This window comes from Ruegeria sp. AN11 (genome assembly GCF_056536005.1).
Window position 1 is genome coordinate 669,306 of the sequence record NZ_JBQFJD010000002.1, and the last position, 19,768, is coordinate 689,073.

Here is a 19,768-nt window from a genome sequence, read left to right on the forward strand (position 1 = left end):
GTCAGGCTAGGAAAACTGCGGGCGATTGGCAACCGCCTTGGCCATCCATCGCAGAAAATTTGGGTCAGTTTTGCCGGTTCACGTTGACGGTAGCCATTCTGAAGAAAATCGAATAATCAGAGCTTCACGACGTCATCAGGCAGAAAAACAGTCCCGTGTTCGACCTACCCGCGCAGCGCGCGCATCTTTCCGAAAAATATGACCTCAGCCCATCGCCGGAACTGGCCGCTAGCATGGCAGACATCTACGCGCGCATGTCCCGCGTTGTGTCCCCGGCGGACTGGGCGATCTATGTCCCTTACGTGAAGGCGATCAATGATCTGAAAGCCGAGCGGAATGCGGTCGTCCTGGGCCATAACTATATGACGCCAGAGATTTTTCACGGCATCTCGGACTTTGGGGGTGACAGCCTTCAACTGGCGATCAAGGCGACTGAGGTCGAGGCAGATGTGATCGTGCAATGCGGTGTGCATTTCATGGCGGAAACCTCCAAGATCCTCAGCCCGGAAAAGACGGTACTGATGCCGGATATGGAGGCGGGATGTTCGCTTGCCGAGTCCATTACAGCCGAGGGAATCGCGGAAATGCGCCGCCGCTATCCAGGCGCACCGGTTGTGTCCTATGTGAACACGACCGCCGAGGTCAAAGCCGCATCCGACATCTGCTGCACCTCGTCGAACGCGGCGCAGATCGTGGCCGCGCAGGACAGTGAAACGGTCATCATGACGCCGGACCAGTACCTGGCCCAGAACGTGGCACGCGACGTGCCGCAAAAGAACGTAGTCTGGTGGGAAGGGTCCTGCATCGTTCACGAACAATACAGCGCCAACGATCTGCGCGATTTCCGTGAATGGAATCCCGGTACGCGCCTGATTGCGCATCCTGAATGTCCGCCGGACGTGGTGAAGGAGGCCGACTTCTCCGGATCGACGAGCGGCATCATCAAGTATGTCACCGAAGAAAAGCCCGAGAAAGCACTGCTGATCACGGAATGTTCGATGGCGTCGAACATCGCCGATGAATTGCCCGAAGTCGAATTTGTCGGGCCGTGCAACATGTGCCCGTTCATGAAAAAGATCACGCTGGAAAAGGTGCTTTATGCACTCGACACGATGACCGGTCAGGTCGAGGTTGACACGAGCATTGCCGAAAAGGCGCGGTTGTCCGTGCAGCGAATGATCGACTTGTCCCGCAAGCTGGGTATTTGACCCAGCCGATGCAGGAAATTGTGACTCCAAGGGTTGTCATCATCGGCGCCGGGCTGGCCGCCGTTTACACCGCGTTGAAGCTGGCACCACGACCCGTTGTCATGATTTCGCCCGAGCCGCTGGGGTCAGGGGCCAGTTCCGCATGGGCGCAAGGCGGGGTCGCCGCTGCCATGGCACCGGGTGACAGTCCTGAAGCCCATACCGAAGACACCATCCGTGCCGGGGCCGGGTCTGTTCTGCGTGAGGTTGCCGAATACGTGACCCGCTCTGCCCGCGACCATGTTCTGGATCTGACAGATCTGGGTACTGATTTCGATCGCACGCCGGACGGGGCCTATATTCAATCCCGCGAGGCCGCCCATTCCGCTGCACGCGTGGTGCGGGTGAAAGGGGATCAGGCAGGCGCGGAGATCATGCGCGCTCTGATTGCCGAATTGCGCCGGACCTCGTCGGTTCAGGTGATCGAAGGGGTTCAGGCCATCGGGCTGGAAAGCGACGGCAAACATGTAAGCGGCGTCTACCTGGCTGCTGCCGCCGACAACGGCGCCAAACCAGTGCTTCTGCGCGGGGCCGCACACATTCTGGCGACTGGCGGGTCCGCGGGGCTATACGCCCAAACCACCAATCCGGCGCGTATCCGCGGGCAGGGGATCGGCATGGCCGCCCGTGCCGGGGCGCGAATAGCTGATGCTGAGTTCGTCCAGTTTCATCCGACCGCAATGGATGTCGGCGAAGATCCAACGCCGCTGGCCACCGAGGCATTGCGCGGTGAAGGGGCGGTTCTGATTGACAAAGCCGGGAAGTGCTTCATGCAAGGGGTTCATGCAGATGGTGATCTGGCGCCCCGCGATATTGTTGCCCGGGCAGTTTACTCGCAGGCGCAATCCGGACAGCGGCCTGCGCTGGACACAAGGGCGGCCATTGGTGTGGAAATCACAACGCAATTTCCGGCCGTGACCGACGCCTGTATTCGCAATGGGGTGGATCCCGTTTCCCAATCGATCCCTGTCACGCCCGCAGCTCACTACCACATGGGGGGTGTTGAAGTAGAACTTAACGGCCGCAGCACCCTCACAGGGCTTTGGGTTTGTGGCGAAGCCGCATCTACGGGTCTGCACGGAGCCAATCGCCTCGCCTCAAACGGGTTGCTGGAGGCGTTGGTCTTTGCCCGCACCTGCGCGCAAGACATCGCAGTCAATACACCGGCAGAACCATGTCCCAAGGTTGCGATACACTTGTCCACGGGTGATCCGAGGGCAGAGGTCCCGGCGGTTTCAACTCTGCGGCGGGTCATGACGGATTACGTGGGCGTTGTTCGGAACGGTATGGGATTGCACCGGGCGCTGTCCGAAATCGCCAGGCTCGAAAAACAAAACGCGGCGTCGGCCAGTTTTCTGAACATGACTGCAACCGCCACACTGATTACCGCGGCCGCGCTGGCGCGCGAAGAAAGCCGCGGCGCGCATTTTCGGTCCGATTTTCCACAGACAGATCCCGGCCCCGGTAAACGCTCAGCTTTGACACTCGGCGAGGCCGTGACACTGCGCGACCGCATCGCAAAGGTTCCACAATGACAATCCCGACATTGCCTGACATGATCCTGGAGCCCCTTGTCCGGGCTGCATTGATGGAGGATCTCGGCTCCAATGGCGACATCACCACCCTGACCGTTATTCCGGAAGGAACGCAGTACACGGCCCGTCTCAACGCGCGCGAAGACGCTGTTGTTTCCGGAATGCAGGTCGCGGAACTGGCTTTCCGTCTGGTCGACCCATCACTTCAGATTACCTCGCTTGTCGTCGACGGTCAGCGGTGCGCCAAAGGTGAAACGCTGATGGAAATCAGGGGCAGCGCCGCCTCGATCCTGTCCGGAGAGCGCGTCGCGCTGAACTTTGCCGGACGTTTGACTGGCGTGGCGACAAAAACAGCGGCCCTTGTGGCGGAAACCAAAGGTACAAAGGCGCGCATCACCTGCACCCGCAAGACCACGCCCGGGCTGCGTCTGGTCGAAAAACAGGCGGTCCTGCATGGCGGCGGTTTCAATCACCGTTTTTCCCTGTCAGATGCAATCCTGATCAAGGACAACCACATTGCCGCCGCCGGTGGGATCGCCGCCGTTCTGCGGGCTACGAAATCCCGTGCCTCACACATGATGAAGGTCGAGATCGAGGTCGACCGCCTGGATCAACTGGCCGAAGTCCTGGATGTCGGTGGCGCGGATGTGGTTCTTCTGGACAATATGTCCGTGGAAACCCTGGCAAAAGCGGTCGCGATGGTCGACGGACGTCTGGTAACCGAGGCGTCGGGCAACGTAACCCGTGAAACGGTTGCAGCAATCGCCGCCACCGGAGTGGACTATATCTCTTCCGGCGCGCTGACCCATTCCTACCGGACAATCGACCTAGGCCTGGATTTCTGAACTGGGCGCATCCCGTCTCACCAAGCTAACAGGCCACACAGGGTCGAGAGCACAGCGGCCACATTGGAGTGAGGAGCGCAAGTTTTTCTCAAAACGCCCCATCTCCGATTGACGTTCGCTTCGAATTGACTAGAAAAGGCCGGCACAGTCGGGCCGGAGGCAGGGCTCGGCGAAGAGAAGCAGGCCGCTGTAGCTCAGCTGGTAGAGCACGTCATTCGTAATGATGGGGTCGGGGGTTCGAGTCCCTTCAGCGGCACCACTTTAACATCCAGTTGCGTCCGATTTTGACTGATAGTAGCTTGTAGTTGCAGGATTTCTACTGTCGGATTGTTCGATGTTGTCCTGCCACGTGCGCTGTAATCTACCCCCAAATGGGGTACCGAATTGGGGTACGTGCCACACGATGACTGGAAGGTACCCCCAATGCCTGTCTTGAGCGACGCACGGATTCGGACTCTAAAACCTAAGGAGAAGCCCTACAAGCAGGCCGATTTTGACGGACTATATTTGCTGGTAAAGCCGAACGGTTCGAAACTCTGGCGCTTCAAGTATCGTTGGCTCCAAAAGGAAAAGCTGCTGGCGCTGGGCAAGTATCCTGAAGTGACACTGGCTGATGCGCGACGGAAACGCGACGACGCCCGCGGCCTGATCGCAAATGGCGAAGATCCTTCCAGCGTTCGCAAAGACAAAAAAGCCAGAGAAGAGGCAGAGAACAACGCTACCTTCTCCAAGTTGGCGGCAGAACTGCTGGAAAAGAAGCGCAGCGAAGGCCGTGCCGAAGCAACGCTGACAAAGACCGCCTGGTTTCACCGGCTACTTTCCGCAGACATCGGGAAAATGCCGATCACGCAAATAACAGCACGGGATATTCTGGTTCCGCTGCAGAAGATGGAAAAAAAGGGCAATCACGAAAGCGCCGTACGGATGCGGTCTGCTGCCGGGGCTGTCTTTCGCTATGCCATCGCCCTAGGACTCGCGGATAACGATCCGACCTATGGTTTGAAGGATGCCCTAATCCGGCCCCAGGTACAGCACCGCGCGGCAATCACTGATCCGGCGCAGGTCGGTGCATTGCTCCGGGCTATCGACGGGTTTTCCGGTCAAAGAACTACGCGCCTCGCGTTGCAACTGCTCGCGTTGACTGCCCTGCGCCCCGGAGAGTTGCGAATGGCGGAGTGGGATGAGATCGACGAAGCCAGAATGGCGTGGACCGTTCCGGCACATCGCGCCAAGATGCGTCGGCCTCACACAATACCGCTGTCCCGCCAAACCTTCGATCACTTGAAGGAACTGCGCGAACTGACGGGCTGGGGCATCTGGAACAACGAGGTCCAGAGATCAGCCCCGTACTCCCTATGAAATCCTCCTCAGCCGTGAGTTGTGCCTTTGATCTCGCCACCTCCCAGATCGGACGCAAATGCACACCGCACTCCGTTCGTGATACACTCAAGGCACTTGGGGATGAGCTTTGCACCTCTCCCAAAGACCGCAAAGCCTGGTCCCTAAACCTCGGCCATACGAACGAAAAAATCACGGAAATCTACTATGGGAAAATGTCGGACCAGCAACGTCGCAGCATTATTGAAGGGCTTTCTACTGGTGGTTTGCTGACCGCCAAGGAAAACGCAATGGTGCTCGACTTCTATGAAAGCCGCTTCGAACGCGGCAGTGACGAGTACAACATGGCCAAACGTCTAGCCGAAAGGCGTGCGGCTGCTCGCGACGGAAATGAGGTGCTGGAGTAGGGGCAATTGCTGCGCTGGCCACGAACGGCAGAGATGCGCGGAAAGCAGACTTTGGAAAGTGCAGCAGATTGCTCCAAACGGTCATTGCTTCAGATAGCAGCGTACGTCGGCTATGAGCCCAAAGTAGTCGTTTATTCTTTCGGAGATTCGCTGGTACTTGCCGCTGCAACTGCCGCAAATTGCTCAGCGCTCGGTCGATCGCCAGTTCCTTCAACTTCTGGCATCGCGACCCGCACCTCTTTACGGGCAAAATTTATACCTGCATCGTCGAAAGCAGCCTTTACACGGGCCTGCAGTTCCGCGCGGATAGTAAATTGTTCACCAGGCTTAGTCATGAACTTGCCTCTGACAACCATACCGACATCGTCGAAATCAAAAACTCCCTGGCTCTTAAAGGGTTCGATAAAACTACCCGCGAAAGCCGGGTCGTTCACCATATCTTCGCCGATCTCCTTAAACTTCCGTTTAATGACTTTCGGATCAGTGTCATAGGGTACCGTGAAGCTGAGTTTTACAATGACCCAATCGCGACTGAAATTTGTAAGTTGAGCAATCTGCCCGTACGGGATTGTATGAATGGCGCCGAGATGGTGGCGAAGTTGCATTGACCGGATTGAGATCTTTTCGACGTTCCCCATAGCGTCACCCACCTGCACGTATTCTCCTTTGCGAAAGGCATCGTCCATCAGGAAAAATACGCCGGACAAGATATCCCGAACCAATGCTTGTGCGCCAAGCCCGATGGCAATACCGCCGACGCCGAGACCAGTTACTACTGAATAAGCCGGGAAACCGAACCTTTGTGCGGCCGCGACTATGAGCGCAAAAAGAAAGAGCCCTACAACGATCCAACTCGCAACAGTTAACAAAAGTACCCCTGCCGAGTTTGGCTCCAAACCTCGCGCCCAACTGACAACATCCACAAAAACATTTCCGGCAACAACGATAATCCAACCCAATAGAACAAAACGCAGGACGGCCAGAATATAGGCAACGGTGATCTGAGTATCGCCCGTGAGATTGACGATTTCATCCACAAACCATGCTGCTGCTATCGTGAGTGCGAGCGCAGCAAGCAGAGTTACAAACTGGTTTAGCCTTTTCGCGCGCTCCTGCTCTTGCGTTTCCGCGGTGCCTACCGAGCGCGAAGTGCGCAAAATAGGGATAAACTGCACGGTGAGCAGTATTGTAACCCCGGCCAGCGCGATCCATTGCCAATATGTTTGCTCAAAAACGACCAGCTTGCTCCAGTCCGGCAAGCCTTCGCTCCACCTGAGCGCGATCCCGGGTCCGGGCGTCGTCAGATAGGCCGTGTACAGGCCCGGTGACGAAGTGTCGATGTAAGGCAGTTCGCGTATCGCATCATAATATTCGCGGATATTCTGAGCGGTGCTGGCGGAAAAAAGGTATTCGCCGGTGCGCGGCCCGCTTTCGACAAGAGCAATTGTTATTGGGGTATTCGGGACGCGCCATTTGTTTGGCGTTTCATCGTCAACGGATGGCGCCTGAGTGATGTCCGGTAGCCCTATACGATCAAAAATTTCATCCAACAGTAAAGCAACTTCAATGGACTGGCTGCGCCGGATTTCAGGCGGAAACAGCGACATGTCAATCGTCGCCGCTGCTCGACGTAGAGGCAGTATTGTATCCGATCCTTTAGCATCAGGCTGCGTTGCGATCTTGTAAACATCGGCCATCGCGGCAACAAAAGCTTGCAAGGTCGCCTGCGGGCTTCCGGTCTTTGGTGGCCGAAGGGGGTGTTCCACAGACTGCGCTAAAGCCACCGAAGAAAGTAGCGTTAGAATGGTGAATGCTACAGCGCAGATGACGCGGTTCGAATGAAGCATTTTTGAACCAACTTTTTTGAATATCAGTTACTTACATAGCTCGTCTGGCGACGACATAAAATTGTCGGCACATCCGAGGATATATCGGGGTCCAAATTGGCAATTTTGCAAATGCGGTGCAGCCAAGTAGCGGACCAAATTATCATCTTCGAATGCCGCTCGTCATCAGTTGGATCCGATAACGATGTGGTCTAAAGTCTCTAAACACGGGTAACCGATCAGGCGCATTCGCTCTACGGGCCTGGCACTGAACGTTGACTGCAAAAGACACTGTGATACTCCAACGGCTATATCATCTCCTAAACGCTCTCTGTTTTCGGTGTCGCGATGGCCATCTCCTGCGTGTACTCGGAAACGATTTCAGACGTGCCTGCAGCAACTGCTGCTTGGTAATTCTCCGGATTGACAATGAAATAGCAAAAGGCTTTTTCAGTTTTGCCCGCTAATTCGACCGCAATTGTTTTGCGAACATAAGTGTTGCCTTCGCGGTTGATGGGGTCGTAACCCTCAAGGTTATCAAGCTCTTTCAATCCCTGCGCCGTCACGCGGTACACCTCGCCGCGGACATGTTTGCCCGAACCTTTCTTATCCACCAACGTCGCCATGCGATGTAGGAAACCACAATTAGGATTGTCGCAGGCCGGTTCTTTCTGCACGATCAACGGCATGGTCTGTGTAGTTGTCGCCGCGCCAACAAAATCGCTCAGCAGCTTTGCGTTTTTCTCATAATTCGGGAATCCGCGCTTCAGCGACCCATACGTAAAGTAGAGGTATGTTGTGTCATTGTCGTCGTCCAGCGCGTCGTCTTCATCTAAATCCTCCTCCTGCGGCAGATCACTACGCACGTTCTCGGCCCACTCGTTGAGCAACTTCCGGGTTTCGTCTGAAAGTTCGACGTCAGGGTCCAACAACATCCGCATGCAACTCAGAACCTTGAAGTCGCCAGTGTCGAGGATCAGCCTGATGATATCTTCTGCGCCGTTCTTGATGGCAACGTGCATGGCAGAGTAGCCAGCAATGTTGACACTGTTCACGTCGATACCGAGTTTCAACAATTCTTCGACAGCGGCGACATGTTCAATGCCGTGGGTGGTTCCTGTGCCCAGTGTCTCGCCGGGGCCACCGCAAGCAAAATGCAGCAATGTGTCTTTTGTTTCGTGATCGAGTACATTCACACCAACCACATCTTCCCGTATCATTCTGAAAATACGATCCCACAGTAGGTGATCGCGCGACATGGACGCTTCTTTCGCCCATTTGATAATGCGGTCCGGTTGATGGTCCAGATCATCAAATGCAATGTTCAGAGCCGTGACGATTTCGCTAGGAGTGGCCATGGCACCGATACCCATGGTGCCATTCGAGAGTTTGGAGCGGCGCGGCCCCGCAAATGTTCCTCCAAGACGTTTTAGGATAGCGACATTGTTCTGCGTCGTGATGTTGTTCCACATATTCGTATTGCAGGCAGGGCAAAATATGACGGGTTTGGTTTGATACTGCCAGGCGACAAAAACCGACGTCAGCAGCGTATCTCCGATCCCATGCGCAATTTTCCCCATAGTGTTACATGTAATTGGTGCCACAACCACGCAATCCGCCCAATCGCACAATGCGAGGTGAGAGGCGCGCACCGCCATATCGAACTGCGTATACCGGAAGTTCCATTCATCGCTGTCGCGGTATACATCTTTGGGGGTGATGTGGTCGTAAATGTCGTATGCCTTTTCGTCTCGTTCTTTCACATCTCTGAAAAAGTGCTCTGCGTGGGGTGAAGGGATCAGTTTCACGTTGTGACCAAGGTCGGTGAGCTTCTGCACAAGTTCCGGCACTTTATCCGCCGCAGAGGAGCCGCAAGCGCAAAGCAACACATTGCGCTTCCCGTCGCGTGGCTCCGTCAAACCGCCCTTGGGATATCCGTAGTCATTGTGCTCCAGGCTCGGTGTCTCGGTTTTTAACAACACGCGCAAGCCGGCCTTCTTGATGTCTTCCTGAAGTCGCCCGGCGATATAGGCATCCATAATGTCTTTTCTTTTGCCGAGGTACTCGCCTTCGAGGAACAAATACGGCACCGTGGGTTTGCTTGTTATTTTTTCAAGCTGCCGCCGCATGCGTGTCGCAAGCGTACTGTCGCCGGACACATCAACCTCAACCAGATCCTCGGCGCCGATGTTGTTCAAGACACTATGCAGCATGTAGGACCACGGATCTTCGTCGTCATAAAAGAGGATCAGTTTATGGTCTTTTAACAGCTGCTGGACATCGCCCGGGTCACGCGGCATTTCTTTTTCTTGAAGTACGACCATCTCGGGATCATTGTTGTCGCGCAGCCCATGAAAGAGAGCTGTGCGGGTTATCTGCCAGACTTGCGAAGTTGCAGGGCTCATATCCACGAGGGTGACGTAATCGGTGTCCTCATTGTATCCGATACAAAGGCACCAGAACTCCTGCAAAAGCGCTGTTTCTGTGAAATCGCTACTGGGCAGAGCCACGGCATTGTGTCCGAGTACCTTGTTCAGATCGATGTTGATCTGCAAGTGACGCTTTTTCTGGTGCGGTTCGTCTTTATCGGGAGAATCAAAACTCTGGTCCGGCTTATGCGTCTCAGGAGATTTAAGGGTCCGCAACTGCGCCTCGAACCAAGCCTCCGCCGTGTCCGGGCTTTCTTTTGTTCTCGTGTTGAACGAATGAAACTCGGCTTTGACGTGCAGATCTTCCATTTTAGCAAGATACTTCCGCGCAATTTTGCTGAGCTCTGCGGCCGATCTGACCTTGCCGAGCGACTCCGTGTAGGAAAGTTCTGCCACCCGCATCAGCTTGTCTTCGCTGGCACCGTGATCTCCGAAAATCTCGAAGCTTTCCGCAAGAACACTCAAACCGTTCAAGTTGGGTGTGGAGCGTCTGAACATCTCATGCCGTTTGTCATTCGAGATGCTTAGATGAATGGTGCTGTCCACGTAACGGATCTCACGTTTGATCGCTTCGAGTTCGGTTGCGACCGCACCGCGGGCTGAGAACCGCAAGATTCCCCTTGCGCGGTGCGAGCTTCCGTCGCGATCGGACATCGCTTCGTAAAGCCGGCCGACCGTTGTCACCCACAGCTTGCCATACTTCTCCGGGTGAACATCCATCATATGCAGCAAGCCGGTGCTCGGGTTGCATTTGGCGATCACGGCAAAATGCCCCCCGGGCATCGGACGACCGTGTGCAATGCCGACCTGAAAATTGGCAACAATGATATCGTCTTTGCCCGCAACACGCTCGGATTCGAGAATGGCTTCCATCAACGTTTCCGCGCTGGTTGTTTCAGGGTCCATGAAGAAAGGCGTCACTTTGACCCGATCCCGAAGACCAACCGTGTGGATGTAGTTGCAAGCGATATCGAAAAGCTCACCCAGCGCGATACCCGTGTTGACGACATAGGAACTCGGCAAGTTGACCTTCCGGAAGATGTCATTGACCTCGCAAGAGAAGCCAAGTGCGGTCATACTCAACGCCGCAGCAGTAACGCTGCAGCAATTGATGGATTGCTGGAAGTCCTGCATGTAGACATTCACCAGGTCGCCAAAGAGCGTTGAGACAAATACTTCGCGTGTCTCGTTCTTCAGATCGCTCCATTTGTTGCGCGACAAGTAAGCCAGAGTTGTGTTTTGCTCTGCTTGGGCGGTCAGGCCAACCGGCAGTTCCGTATATGCAAGGTGCGCCTCGTAAAAATAATCTCCCGTTTCGGCGCGGGCGAGCTTCTCGTCAGTTTGCAAAAGGGCGATATTGCCCTCGAGCACAACATACATCCCGCTTGGCGGCAGGATATCTCCTTTGGCGACGTTTAAGACATCGAATGATGCTCGCAACTCGAGGGGTTCGCTTAACGTCACCGCATCCGGCAACGCCTCAAGAACGATAGCCCATTGATCGTCGCTTACAACCTGCGTTGTTTCGGTCCCCAAGGATTGTGTCTCGGTCATGGGTTGTATCCTTTCCTGCAGGTGCGATCAGTTTTAGGTCGCCGCCGTTTGATAGGGTTTTTTGCGTATGACGGGCATTGCGTTGAACAGGCTCGCCGCCTCTGCCGTCGTTCGAAGTGATGTCAATGCTTCGTTATCTGGCATCCCGCGCGCTTTGTTTGTCAGCGCTCTGGTCCGTTGAATATGATATTGCGACCATGGTGTCGGTTCGTCCGCGGTGTAGTCTTCGAGGGCTGTCGCCAAACGCTCTGCGTCCTCGAAGGCCTCTGCGTTCAGGCAAGCTTGTATGGCATTTCGGTAAAACCGAAAGTAGTTGTGACCAACACAACCCTTTGCAAGCAATGCTTCTCCTTCCCGCAGAATTTCAATGCGTCGCGCGGCATTTGATGTCGTTAGGGCAACCGTGGACATCACCCAAGGGCCTATAAAAGTATCGAGCGCCATTTCGCGCACTTTCGTCAGCGCGTCCTCGGCAAGCCTCTCTGCTTCAATGTCGTTGCCCTGTTCGAACTCTATGCGTGCAAGTGTCTCTTCCAAAAAGGGAAGGAACCGTTTCGCGCCGATGCGTTCGGCTAGTTTGCTGCCCCTGTCGATCTCCGAGCGTGCTTCGGCATACCGCGCCATCGAAGTGAGGATCCAGCCCGCTGTCAGTCGAGACACGATTTCCGGACGATGTGTTCCGAGTTTTTGCGCCAATTCGGCTGACTGCAAGGCGCAGGCCAGCGCCTGCTCGGTCTGGTTCATGTAAATTTTTGTTGTGGCCAACATGAACAGATTAGCACTCTGTACTGCACCCAGACCATGTTGTTCACAAAGCTGCAGGCAGTTTTCTATGACCTCATGAGCGGTAAACATCCTGCCACGCGCATAAGCGGCGTCGCCCAACCCGCTGAGCGCCAGGGCTTGCCTTTCCGGCAAATCGGCTCTCTGCGCATATTCAAGCGATTTGAAATGTTCTTCCTGGCAACCGTCTAGATCACCACGTGGGAAATGCAGGCTCCCACGCAGATAGTGTATATTGCTCAACTCAGACAAAAGCGTGCCGCCTTCGGCAATAGTCTGGGCTTCGTCGAGAACCGCGTACGCTTCATCGATCCGGTCCAGGATACGCATGGCGGCAGCGATGCCGATCAACGAACGGCATTTGTCCAACGCATGCGCTGCGCAGTCTTGTGCCTCGCGGAAGCATGTGATGGATTTCTCACTGTCACCTGACTCCCGCAGAACATCGCCTTTGACCCGCAAAAGTGCACCACGCGTGTCTAGATCGGGATCGCAGTTCAACCCCTTTTGTGCAAAATCCAGAGCATCATCTGATTGGAATGCATCTCTTGCGTCACGCGCCGCCGAGAGAAACGCCTCAGCGGCGCGCGGGTCTTCGGCGAACGAAAGATGTTGCGCATAAAGTACGACGCCGCGCTTCTCAAACCAATTTGCGGCTGCCAAATGCAATGCGCGCAAGTCTTTCCGCAGAATAGTACTGAGAATGGCATCCCGTATCAGAGCATGGGCAAAAAGATATCCGTCGTCGATGGGTTTTATCAGGGCTGCGTCCAGCAATGGGCGCTCGTCGTAAACGCTCACCTCTGCAATTTGCGTCACGGCGCTCATCGTAAAACGCTGCCCCAACACGGCTGCCGCATGCAGTATTTTCTTGTCTTGCGGCGCAAGTCGGTCAAAGCGGGCCTGAATCAAGCTTTGGATCGAACTGGGAACCAGCCCATCTACATCGTTCGCGTGGGCCAACATCTGAACCAGAAAAAGCGGGTTACCCTGCGCCTTCTCGATACACTCATCGACCATTTGGTTCGTGACGCGAATGGTCATCTGTGCAAGTTCCATCGCATCAGCCGATTTCAGAGCGCCCAGGGTCATTCTTCTTACACGCGCTGAACTTTCGATCGGAGCAATATCCATGTCCATCACGTATCCTTCCATACGTGATGTAAGCAAAAGAAAGACCGGATTGGCCTGACTTTCATCGACCAGAATATTTATCAAGGGCAGCATTTTGGGATCTGCCCAATGGACATCCTCCAAAACAATCAGTTGCGGTGTTTGCGCTGAGAAATGACGCACGACGCGTCTGATGGTTTCATGCAACCCTTCCACCCGAGCGGTGTCACTCATGGCACCAAGCATCACCGACATCTCAAGATCAGGTTTCACGCCCAGAATCTGAACCATGAAAAGTGTGGAAATCTCATTCAGGACGTCTGCCTCGGTCAATCGCTTGATCACGGACATGACCGCTGATTGTTGAGCGTGCTCTCCCAGACCACACATACTGCTTATGATTTTGTTCACGGGCGACTCTGCATCTCCCAGACCAAAGTCAAGAAACAGTGCGGAATGCCTGTCAAAACCTTTCGCTTTTGCCCTTAAAAGAGTTTCCTGAACCAGCCTCGTCTTGCCGATACCCGCATCTCCGCGCAGGTATACCGTTTCACCAGTACGCCGCGAGATGGTTCCGTCAAGTGCTCGACCCAGTAGCTCGACTTCTCGATCACGTCCGACAATTTTGTTTTGTGCGACCGCCCGACCGAAGCCGACAAACCGATGCGCCAGCACGGGGCTTTCGTACCCTTTAACCTGTAAAGAGACTGGAGCGTCGCAATGAATGCTTTGACTGAGAGACAGAAATATCTTGTCGTCAATCAGTGTTTCTTTTGGGCCAGCCTGATCAGCAAGGCGGGACGCTAGGTTCACAGTATCTCCAGTCACAGTAAAGTCTTGGTCTTTTCGTTGTCCGTAACCGCGCTTGGAGAAGAGAACGTTGCCAGCTGCAGCACCAATATGAACAGTCAGTTCACGACCAAATCTTCGAGATATCTCTTCCATGGCGCGGTGCATCTCGACGGTTGTCCGCAACGCCCGTTCACTATCGTTGCCAAATGAGACCGGCGCGCCGAAAACCGCCATCACACAATCGCCGATATGACGGTCCACCGTGCCACCCATGCGGATCACAATTTCATTGAAGCGATCATACAAGCAAGACAGCACATCGTGCAGATCTTCCTTGTCCAGTTCGCGCGATAACTGAGTATAGCTGCTGAGGTCGGCAAAAATGGTAGTGACGTCTCGCCGTTCAGCGTCAGAGGAGCTTTCAAGGTTTGTCGATGTGGGTGCAGTGACAGTTGGGTCGTATGTTTCCGCGGCCTTTTTCAGGCCCGCCAGGATTTTCTTCCGGTGCCCCAGAGAAACGATGCCGATTTCCTTCAATTCATCGAGGGTCAGATCGCCAATAAGTGACATATCAATGTCGTTTTGAACAAAAGCATCGAGGTATTGAGAAAACCCGATGTTGCTCAGTATTTTTTCAAGTTCATCCACCGAACAGTCCCGCAAGTACCCTTGTCTGATCTACTACTTTCACTTGAACTAAAGCAATCGTTAACCATTGAGTCGAATGGATCAAACGAGCTACTTGTTCGTGTTTGATCTGAGCAGGATAAACAAAAGAGTTCTGACGGATCGCAAATTCTGTTTTGGCCGATTGTCATCAAATCTCGAATAGAGGCCAGATACGGTTTCGTTCGCAACGCGGACGTTACTACAAATCAAGTACCGCGCCACGCACGGCTGACCGTTTGCGGGAAGCTAGATTTCAGTGCCATTTGGAACGATAATTATCGGCATTGGCAGTTTGTAGTAGCTAGACTGTTCAGACGATTGTCGGCTACGTCCGCTTAACAGGCATTCATTAAATTCTACCGAACGGCTGCTTGGAGCCCATAGCAGCCACTAAGTTGCGCTAGCTTTCGAGGCGAGAATTGCACTCGACTCGTTATTTACTTTTGAATTTCCGTAGAGTGCTTCCTGCAGTAGCCATTTGCGAACGGCGCGGACAGCTCTGCGTCTTCCCGCGCGTTGGTTCGTTGCTAGGTAATAGCCTCCAAAATGAAGCTCTATGTCATTCAGGCGAACCAACGCTCCTGTTTCTTCCTCAGTTTGACATAGGTGCTGGTCCATTAGAACCGCACCCAGCCCCGCAACCGCGGATTGGATTGCTAGGAGAGCCCCCAAGGGCCTTGGCAGATTAAGAACCGGAACCTCTTTCAAGCCAGATTCGCGAAACCATTCCGGCCAGAGGCGGAACGTCGCTTCTTCTATCAGCGCCCCTGACGCCAACACTTCAAGATTCAAATCTGAGCCTGTGCCCGGGGCAAAGCTTGGAGCAGAAAAGGCACTGACGAGAGATGGGAACAACAGGTCGTACCCTTCGGATGGATCGACACGCAGATATCTCAGGCCCAAGTCAAAATCATGCGCTTCAATGTCCATAACATCCGTTGTTATCGAGAGGTTCAACTCTATGTCGGGATGCGCAGCTTTTAATCTTGGCAGTCTTGGTACTAGCCATTTTTGTGCCACTGCACTCTCTGTTGTCATTGTGACAACACCTTTGGGTTCGGCGGTCAATGCTTCCGTCGCCTCGGCAATTCGATCAAGAGCAGGCGTAATCTGAGCCAAGTAGTCTTGCCCTTGCTCCGTGAGTGCGACACCAGATTTTTGTGTTCGGAAAAGATGTACATTCAGCCGTTTTTCCAACCCACGTATGTGACGGGAAATCGCTGAGTGCGACACGTTTAGTTCTTCGGCTGCACTGGTAAAGCTACCCAACCTTCCTGCGGCTTCAAAGGCACGAAGAGGATTTAGAGGGGGCAGGTTTCTTGGCATGGGGCATTGTGACTTTTTGGAACAATCCATGTCAAGAAACGGCGTTTGTCTGATTAGCCGTGTGCTGAGATTTTATGGGAGCGGTCAACGATGGAGCCTACCATGAAATATGCAGATACACATGAGTTTACATCACAATTTAAACCCGCGATCTCCTGCTCAAAGAGCCCAAATTCGGTCCGCGAGAAGATCAAATTTAGTTTCAGATCATTGTTTGCTCCGCGACTAGATCCCACGCGGTTGACCCGGGTTGAACGGCGTGAAATGGGCATCACAGAGCACGATATCGACTGGCACAACGCCTTACATGGTCCCTTGGTCAAATGAAAAGAGCAGCATTTTTTGCTGACCAAATAACCAAGAACGGCCTCAAACCGCTCTCAAATGTTACTGACCGGCGGCAGCGCCCGCAAAGCGGGCGCTAAAGCATGTGTCAGCGAATGATCAGAATATTGCCTTTAATGTTCAAACCTATGAAGCTGGCTTGGTGTCAGATTGATCTAAAAGCTCGTATCATACGAATGACTAGTTTTTGAGGGCGTAGTTGTGTTCGAGGTCAAAATTGGCCTCTACATGGTGAATCACCGTGGTTAGTTCACTGCAGATGCAGGCGAGGCAATTTCGCCACTGGGGGTACTATTCGGGGTATCATTGAGTATGAGTATATATTTCGTGATTAAAAATATATACTTACCTTATTTTATGTATTCCCTTCAGCGCACCAAAACCCCTAATTTATCAAATATATAACAATTTTTTAATATGTTTTGGCTAGTTTTGATCCACCCTACTAGCCACCCTTTTGACGGTTGAGAAATATTTCTCAAGGCCAGCGCGTATGGGAAAAGTATGAGAGCGCAAGGTTCAATGAGGCTAAGCCGAAAAGTCTACAAATTCATAACTATCATTCTAAGCGACTGAGCGAACCTGTTTTCGATCATATCCTTAATGACGTCAATTGCGTCGGACCAGTTCAGTCTCTGCTCGACTATCATGGCCAAACATCCCCGACTGAACTAATCAATTGTGTTCGGCGTCCGAAAAGCATTTCCGTCCCCAGAGATTTTCTACCAGGCTAATCCTGCAAAGTCTTGCTCCTACAATTTAGACAGTGCTGTACAAGTAGAAAAGCCCGCCGAGCGGAGCCGGCGGGCTTAGAACGATAGCGTTGTTCCAGTGAGTGGTTATCGCTCTGAACTTTGAAGTTCACATCCCATTATTTTTGATCTCACGACTTTCTCAACCTACCAATTAGACTAGACTTGCACACACTTTGCTGGCCTTAAGTATTGCTAGTTCATACAAGGTCCTTACTGTTGTTGGGAAACTTAAAGAGATTGTGGAAACTGTAGCCTATCAACCTGTTCGCGAGTGCCCTTTGTGTCTTTCTTTAGTCTACCAAGGGCGATCTCTAGAGAGGCTACATCAGCCTTCGTAGCAATTATTCGCGTAGTCTCGATTGATTTTGTCAATGAGCGAAAACCGAACAATGCAGCGGCTCCATTTAGCTTATGCAAGTGGGAGGAAAGCTCACTTCTTTCGCTCAAATCGGTGACCTTCTCATGTTGTAAAAAGAAATCTGACATCTCTTGGAAGAAATCCAAAATAGCTTTTCGCATTTGCTCTACACCCAAAGTACCACCCAGCTCTTGGAGTATGTTACTGTCAATTAAAGAAGTGCTAGGCTGCCTAGTGTTTGAATATATGGGCTCTCCCAGCAAGACTCTCTTGAGATCACTCAGGCGAATCGGCTTAGTCGTGTAACCGTTCATTCCAACGGCCAAGGCTCTTTTTAGGAGCGCCTCTTCGTTATAAGCAGACAGACCATGAATCCGGCAATATCTATTCAATCCTTTGGAATTCCTGATCATTTTGGTGAGTTCGCATCCGTCAATGTCCGGTAGACCAACGTCCATGAGAATAACGTCAAACCGCATACTTGTTGCCATTTTGTATGCATCGGCCGCAGAGGTCGCAGAATGGACTCTGTGGCCCAAGCTATTTAACATTTCGCACAAGACTGAATTGTTGACGACGTTGTCTTCGACGACAAGGACGCTTAGTTTTTTGGTGTTGGGCAAGGTGAAATTTGAAGCTGTATGATCGTCTTCAAGCACTTTTTGCATCTGTTCTTCCACTTTCATCTGAGGAAGCTTGAGAGTGAAATGACTTCCGTGCCCCAAATGCGAGTCTACAGTGATATCTCCCCCCATTAGCCTTGCAATTCGCCTTGAAATCGAAAGTCCGAGTCCATCTCCTCTAGATAATCGCCCTTTCACCGGTGCACGGGTCACGTAGTCACCGAATATTTCTTCAAGCTGATCCGTAGGAATTCCATCTCCGGTATCTGAAACAGTCAAAACTAAGTTTCGAGCCTGCTTTGCGTCTTCGAACTTCATCCGGACGCTGACAATTCCGGTGGAAGTGAACTTGATCGCGTTTCCAACAAGGTTTGTAACAATCTGGCCGAAGCGTACTTCGTCGGCGATGAAAGTACCAAACAAGCTTGGTTCGAGATCAGAGTCCAGTTTCAGCCCCTTCTCGGCAGCCAATGCTTCAAGAACTGCAACGACTTGAGATACCTTTTCGTGAGGGTTGAACGAAACTGGTGACAGAACCAAAGCGCCGGATTCTATTCTAGTAATATCAAGTGCTTCGTTAATCTGCTCTAGAAGAACTTCTCCGGATCCCGCAGCCACTTCCAAAAAATGGTTCTGCCTTTCGGTAAGATCTGTGGTTTTGAGTAAGTCCAGAACCCCTAGAATACCAGTGAGAGGAGTCCGCATTTCATGGCTCATGACTTCCAAAAACCGCGATTTTGCGCGATCAGTTCGCTCTGCTCTTTCTTTAGCCTCCAAAAGCGCTTGCTCGTTACGTTTTCTGTCACTTATGTCACGTAGATATACTGCGACCAAGTCTCCCGCTGCGTTCGATACCCTTGTGACATTGATTTCAGCAGGAAACTCATCCCCGTTGCGTCGGGTGCCCACTATCTCAACCCGATTTCTTTTAGTGAGCCCTGAGATCAGGTTGGGACCCTTGTTGTCATCAAATCTGTCGCTTTGGTCAAAATGAACTCCTGGAAGAATTGTGCTCTTGATGTTTTTGCCAAGAACTTCCCCTTTCCTCCAGCCAAATACTCTCTCCGCAGCGTTATTGAACTCTACAATTTCTCCCTTTTCATTGCCGATCACTATGGCATCGAGAGAAGCGGAAACCGTCGATTCCAATCTGCCAGTTGTCTCCCGAAGCGCAAGGTCGCGTTCCCTGGAAATCTGCAACGATCTGTACAAAAACAAAAGTACGGCGGCCAGCACGAAAACAACCGAAATAGCGACCAAACCAGCGTTTCTTAGTGCAGATGAAAACTTTTGCCGACGAGCCTCCGTTCTTTCAGCTCCGATGGTAATACCTAGCAACGCGAGTTCACGTGCTGCCGGTTGATAGAGAGTCGCCAAATCGGCGAGTTCACTAACATTGACGGGTGCATCATAGTTTTGAGTTAGCCGTGAAGCCTCCTCGGCGAACTTTTCAAGTTGTTCCAGCAACTCTAATGCACGGCTATCGCTTTCGATTATGTCTCTTGCGATTCCGTGGCTTACAAGATCAATTCGGCTTAAAGTGATCTGTGTTTGTATTACGGTTCTCAGAGAGTCTGGCCTGTACCGCGAAGCTTCTTCCAGCAAAATGGATCGCAAATTAGCGAATTCAGTATCCAGCTGTAGAACTGTCCATTGGGCATTCTCATTGCCGGCAGTCGCTAAGGCCCGCTGTTCAATCCAAAGACTTGTTCCCAAGGCAACTACGACTGCCACGAGAACCAAAACAGTCGCGGGAAAGATAAACCTGGCTAGACCTCCTATCATTCGACCCTCCAAAATAGTTTCTCCAGTCAGCCGAGAAA

At 52.8% G+C, this 19,768-nt stretch carries 10 protein-coding genes and 1 tRNA gene; 6 read left to right on the forward strand and 5 right to left on the reverse strand.

All coding sequences use genetic code 11. The annotated features are described in order from the left end of the window. Positions 1-155 precede the first annotated feature (155 nt). The 6 genes from nadA to ACR3EQ_RS22945 all read left to right on the forward strand — a co-directional run bounded on the left by nadA (position 156) and on the right by ACR3EQ_RS22945 (position 5,372). Positions 156-1,208, forward strand: coding sequence for a quinolinate synthase NadA (gene nadA, locus ACR3EQ_RS22920; protein WP_170611799.1), 1,053 nt, complete (start codon positions 156-158; stop codon positions 1,206-1,208). An 8-nt stretch (positions 1,209-1,216) separates the two neighbouring features. Further along, positions 1,217-2,782 carry an L-aspartate oxidase gene (locus ACR3EQ_RS22925; RefSeq protein ID WP_480492231.1) on the forward strand — a complete coding sequence of 522 codons (1,566 nt, stop codon included), beginning with the start codon at positions 1,217-1,219 and terminating at the stop codon, positions 2,780-2,782. After that, positions 2,779-3,627: a carboxylating nicotinate-nucleotide diphosphorylase gene (gene nadC / locus ACR3EQ_RS22930; RefSeq protein WP_480492233.1), complete on the forward strand. Its 849-nt coding sequence runs from the start codon at positions 2,779-2,781 to the stop codon at positions 3,625-3,627. The genes ACR3EQ_RS22925 and nadC overlap by 4 nt, the downstream gene beginning before the upstream one ends. Positions 3,628-3,810: 183 nt before the next feature. After that, positions 3,811-3,886: transfer RNA gene (locus ACR3EQ_RS22935), tRNA-Thr, on the forward strand. A 164-nt stretch (positions 3,887-4,050) separates the two neighbouring features. Further along, entirely contained in the window at positions 4,051-4,986 is a 936-nt protein-coding gene (locus ACR3EQ_RS22940; protein WP_170619620.1) for an integrase arm-type DNA-binding domain-containing protein, read from the forward strand. Continuing rightward, complete coding sequence (locus ACR3EQ_RS22945) at positions 4,983-5,372, forward strand: hypothetical protein (RefSeq protein WP_170611806.1); 390 nt, start codon at positions 4,983-4,985, stop codon at positions 5,370-5,372. The genes ACR3EQ_RS22940 and ACR3EQ_RS22945 overlap by 4 nt, the downstream gene beginning before the upstream one ends. 131 nt (positions 5,373-5,503) lie before the next feature. On the opposite strand, the gene ACR3EQ_RS22950 is transcribed toward ACR3EQ_RS22945, so the two are convergent. The 5 genes from ACR3EQ_RS22950 to ACR3EQ_RS22970 form a co-directional block, all read right to left on the reverse strand. After that, the gene (locus ACR3EQ_RS22950) at positions 5,504-7,219 is read right to left on the reverse strand and encodes a mechanosensitive ion channel family protein (protein WP_170617493.1); all 1,716 of its coding nucleotides are present in this window, start codon (positions 7,217-7,219) and stop codon (positions 5,504-5,506) included. 299 nt (positions 7,220-7,518) lie between these two features. Next, a complete protein-coding gene (locus ACR3EQ_RS22955) occupies positions 7,519-11,181 on the reverse strand; it encodes a flavoprotein (protein WP_480492235.1) in 3,663 nt (1,220 codons plus the stop codon). 33 nt (positions 11,182-11,214) lie between these two features. After that, the gene (locus tag ACR3EQ_RS22960) at positions 11,215-14,517 is read right to left on the reverse strand and encodes an AAA family ATPase (protein ID WP_170617489.1); all 3,303 of its coding nucleotides are present in this window, start codon (positions 14,515-14,517) and stop codon (positions 11,215-11,217) included. Positions 14,518-14,928: 411 nt separating this feature from the next. Further along, complete coding sequence (locus ACR3EQ_RS22965; protein WP_480492237.1) at positions 14,929-15,894, reverse strand: LysR substrate-binding domain-containing protein; 966 nt, start codon at positions 15,892-15,894, stop codon at positions 14,929-14,931. A 1,298-nt stretch (positions 15,895-17,192) separates the two neighbouring features. Further along, positions 17,193-19,730 (reverse strand): hybrid sensor histidine kinase/response regulator, encoded by a 2,538-nt coding sequence (locus ACR3EQ_RS22970; RefSeq protein WP_480492239.1) that lies wholly within the window; start codon positions 19,728-19,730, stop codon positions 17,193-17,195. Positions 19,731-19,768: the final 38 nt, after the last annotated feature.

Excerpts from the sequence above, each read along its gene's own strand:
- ACR3EQ_RS22945 (WP_170611806.1), top strand. The coding sequence starts at position 4,983 with ATGAAATCCTCCTCAGCCGTGAGTTGTGCCTTTGATCTCGCCACCTCC.
- ACR3EQ_RS22965 (WP_480492237.1), bottom strand. The coding sequence starts at position 15,894 with ATGGATTGTTCCAAAAAGTCACAATGCCCCATGCCAAGAAACCTGCCC.
- ACR3EQ_RS22925 (WP_480492231.1), top strand. The coding sequence starts at position 1,217 with ATGCAGGAAATTGTGACTCCAAGGGTTGTCATCATCGGCGCCGGGCTG.
- ACR3EQ_RS22955 (WP_480492235.1), bottom strand. The coding sequence starts at position 11,181 with ATGACCGAGACACAATCCTTGGGGACCGAAACAACGCAGGTTGTAAGC.
- ACR3EQ_RS22970 (WP_480492239.1), bottom strand. The coding sequence starts at position 19,730 with ATGATAGGAGGTCTAGCCAGGTTTATCTTTCCCGCGACTGTTTTGGTT.
- nadC (WP_480492233.1), top strand. The coding sequence starts at position 2,779 with ATGACAATCCCGACATTGCCTGACATGATCCTGGAGCCCCTTGTCCGG.
- ACR3EQ_RS22940 (WP_170619620.1), top strand. The coding sequence starts at position 4,051 with ATGCCTGTCTTGAGCGACGCACGGATTCGGACTCTAAAACCTAAGGAG.
- ACR3EQ_RS22950 (WP_170617493.1), bottom strand. The coding sequence starts at position 7,219 with ATGCTTCATTCGAACCGCGTCATCTGCGCTGTAGCATTCACCATTCTA.